Annotated in this window: 1 protein-coding gene and 1 pseudogene; both read right to left on the reverse strand. The window is 70.5% G+C overall.

Translation table 11 applies throughout. The annotated features are described in order from the left end of the window. Nucleotides 1–147: 147 nt before the first annotated feature. Nucleotides 148–579, reverse strand: coding sequence for a hypothetical protein (locus J7E68_RS07680; RefSeq protein WP_215171408.1), 432 nt, complete (start codon nt 577–579; stop codon nt 148–150). Continuing rightward, nucleotides 576–2,964, reverse strand: a pseudogene (locus J7E68_RS07685) (hypothetical protein); the annotation flags it as partial. The gene J7E68_RS07680 and the pseudogene J7E68_RS07685, both read right to left, overlap by 4 nt.

Below are 2,964 nucleotides of genomic sequence, written 5' to 3' on the forward strand. Positions count from 1 at the left end.
ACCCGAGCCCCACGTCGGCGAACAGCGCCGCCGGTGTGGTGGCCGCAGCGACATCGTCGTGCCGAACGACGTACCCCCCGACCCATCCGAGCCCCTGGCTCAGCCAGGCGCGACCGCGCGCCGGCGTCACGGCCTTGAGGAGTTCTGTCATCGTTTTCCTCCGGAGCGGGAGTCCAGCCAGGGAGCGGACACCGGCGTTCGTGTCGCGGTCACGCGCAACTGTCGGTCGTCGAGGGGGATGTGCTTCATCCACTGATCGCGATCAAAGCTATCAAACCCGTACTCGCGCGACGCCGGATTCGTCGACACGGCCATGACGGTGCCGTCGCCGTTCGGAACCACCTCGATGTCGAGACCACGGTAGGTCCCGGTGTACGACAGGCGATAGGGCTCCACCTTGTCGCCGGGAGTGATCGTGTGCGCATAGCTCGCCGGGGCGTTCTTCGTGAACCCCGACTTCTCGAACCCCGCCACAGGACGGTCGGAGACCAGGATCCAGTCGCCACCGCGGGAGCGGAGCTCATAGTCCTCGCCCTTCAGACGTCCGTACAGCCCGGGCTTCTGCAGGCGCTCGGTCACGATCCGGAACCGACGGGAATGAATCCGCGCCCGGGAATGTAGATGCCGACCAGACGGGGTCCGTCCGGTCCCACCGACCAGAGGCGGGCCCCCTCGTTGACGCCCATGAATCCGGATGCCTCGTACTCGGGGCGCCATACGTCGTCATGGTTCAGCAGCATTCCCGAGCCGGCGAAGGGCTGGTCATGCACCGACGTGCCACCGAACTCGGGCGAGTACGGGACATCGAGCAGGCCCGCGTCATCCGTCTGGAACTCGATGAACCCGTACGAGTCCGCACCGGGAGCCGTGTAGCTGTTGACCTGTCCATCGGCCGGCGTGTAGTCGAGACGTGCGTCGGCGACCACCTGATCGAGGCCACCCCACGGGTTCAGGTCGGTCGCGCGAGCCACGAATCCGCCGACCCCGGGCGCGGCCGAGACGTCGCGGACGAAGTCCCCGGTGCCTCCGAACTCGGGGCGGAGATACTTCTGGATGTTCTCGAACGGGATGATCTTGACGAGTCGCGTGCGCCCGTCCGGCGCTTCGATCAGGCTGCGGATCTCGATGAGCTGCCTGCGCTGCTCGGGGGTGAGGTCAGCCGCGGGCGTGTGCCGCAGATCGTGCAGGTCCTGATTCGACAGACCGTTCGCGTCGACGTACTCCCGGATGATCTGGTCGGAGCTGCGATCCGGGCCGGGGCCGTTGCCCGCGCCGTCGGCGGGCACCCCGGGGTCGTCTCCATCGCCGGCCCGGCTGTCGGGGGCGTCGGCGTCGGCCGTCGGAGCAGGAGCGTCGAACGTGTCAGCAGCAGGAGTGGAATCGAGAGCAGGCGCATGCGGCGTCGAGGACGCCCCGGACCCGGACCCCCCGTACGGCGGCGCACCGGCGGTGTCCGATCCCGCCACTCGGACCTGACTGCGGTCGATCTGGAACTCGGTGACGCGGATGCTGCCGTCCGGGCGCGCCTGGACGAGCTCGTAGCGGACGTCGAGCGTGCCGTTGCGGATCGCCTCGACCACTCGAGGATCAGCGTCCGGGCTCTGCACGTACGCGTCGAGGCTGTCCTGCAGACGCGTGTCCCGCCCGGCGATGTCGTTGAGGTACGCGGTCGTGCCCTGCTCGGCGCGGACGCCGTCGACGGTGCGGTAGCCCAGCGACGAGCCGCCGCCCTTGGCCTCGTAGATGTGCAGCGTCGGAGTCGGATCGCCCGTCACCGACACGTGGTCGAGCTGGCCGGCACCCGCACCTCCCGGCGGGATGAGCGTGGTCTCGCCGCGCGCCGCGGAGACGGCGCCGGCAGCCTGGTCGCCGAGGTTCTCGGACGAGCCGCGCAGTGCGTCGAGCGCCTTCTGCTGAGAGTCCATCGCATCGCTGATGCGGTCGGCCTGACGCTGCGTGATGTCACCGTCATCGACCATGCTGTCGAGCGTCTGCTGGATCTCGCTCGAGCGTCCCGTCAGGTCGGCGGGGTCGATGCCCGCCTCGTCGACCAGCTGATCGACGCGGGAAGCCGCGGCATCCGCATCGGACTGGAGCTCGGTGCGAGCGTCGACCCGCGAGTCGTGCGCGGTCTGCGCGTCGCCGTCGAGATCGAACTCGGTGGAGTCGCCGCGGACGGCGCGGTCGACGGGGAGGTCTCCGACGTCGGGCCGGTTGGTGTCGGGCACGAACTGGTGCGTGTCCTCATCGTGCAGCCGACCGGAGCGGTCGCGGTACGTGTCTGCGGGGTCGCCCTCGAGCGTGCGACGACCGTCTTCACGTTCGAGGTAGTCACGACCGTGCGCATCCTGCGTCGGACCGCCGTCGCCCCACTGCTGTGCGGGCTGGTCGCCGGTCGACGAACCGGGGTCCGTCGGGCTGTGCACGGCGGCGTCGTCGGCATCCGCGCCGTCGGCCGTCGGGTCTGCGCCGTCGGTGTCGCCACCGTCTGCGGTGCCGTCGGTGCCGTCACCGGTGCCGTCAGCAGCCCCGTCAGCGGTGGGATCCACCCCGAGGTCGCCATCCGGGTCCACCGGCGGAGGGCCGTCGACGTCGACATCCGTGTCGGTGGCCGTGGAGTCGCCGTTCGACGAGCTGCTCTCGGGGGTCGTTCCGCTGTCGCCCTGGGTCGAGGATCCGCCCCCGGTCGAGTCGCCGACGGTGCCCGTACCCGTGCCTGTGCCTGTACCTGGTGCGGTGCCCGCACCGGTGGAGGTGCCTGCACCCGTGGAGGTGCCCGAGCCTGCGGGGGTCGAGTCAGAGGAGCCGCCGACGGACGACGAGTCGCCGCCGTTCCCGGCCGGCGTCGCCGGGGTCTCGGAAGTGGTCGAGCCGCTGCCGTCGGAGCCGGTACCCGTCGAGTCGCCGCCCGGCGTGCTCTCCGGGGTCGGCGTGCCCTCCGGGGCCGGGCTGTTGTCCGGAGCC

The sequence above is a fragment of the Microbacterium sp. ISL-103 genome (assembly GCF_018613995.1).
Classification (GTDB): Bacteria; Actinomycetota; Actinomycetes; order Actinomycetales; family Microbacteriaceae; genus Microbacterium.